Raw genomic sequence first — 557 nt, 5'->3', positions numbered from 1 at the left:
CCGCGCCGACCTGATTCGGCAGAAAAGCCTGACCACCTTCAGCTACCGCGATCCGGTGTATGGCCGGGAAGTCGCCGGCACCACGGTCAGCGCTCCCGACAGCGCGCAGACCGATGAACTGCGCAGCGATTCGGTGTTCCTGCAGGACTCGATTCACCTCAACGACCAGTGGATTCTGGTCGCTGGCGGGCGCTTCCAGGAGTACGACCAGTACGCCGGCAAAGGCGTGCCGTTCAAGGCCAACACCGACAGCAACGGGCAGAAATGGGTGCCGCGCGCCGGTCTGGTGTATCGCTACACCGATGCCTTGTCGTTTTACGGCAGCTACACCGAATCGTTCAAACCCAACTCAACCATCGCCCCGCTGAGCGGCAGCAGCACCGTGCTCGACGGCAGCATCGCGCCGGAAGAAGCCAAGTCGTGGGAGCTCGGTGCGCGCCTGGATCTGCCGGGGCGTGTGACCGGCAACATTGCGTTGTTCGACATCAAGAAACGTAACGTGCTGGTGGCCAACTCCGAAGGCCCGACGACGATCTACAGCGCGGCCGGTGAGGTGC

Annotated in this window: 1 protein-coding gene; it reads left to right on the top strand. The window is 63.4% G+C overall.

All coding sequences use genetic code 11. The features are described 5' to 3' along the window. Positions 1-557: TonB-dependent receptor domain-containing protein (locus BK660_RS30380; RefSeq protein ID WP_123436412.1), on the top strand; the 557-nt coding region annotated here is incomplete at both ends.

Origin of the sequence: Pseudomonas brassicacearum, assembly GCF_003732265.1 — a bacterium.
Taxonomy (GTDB): Bacteria; Pseudomonadota; Gammaproteobacteria; order Pseudomonadales; family Pseudomonadaceae; genus Aquipseudomonas; species Aquipseudomonas brassicacearum_D.
The sequence above is the reverse complement of the archived record's forward strand: the minus strand, read 5'-3'. Positions and strand labels throughout refer to the sequence as shown.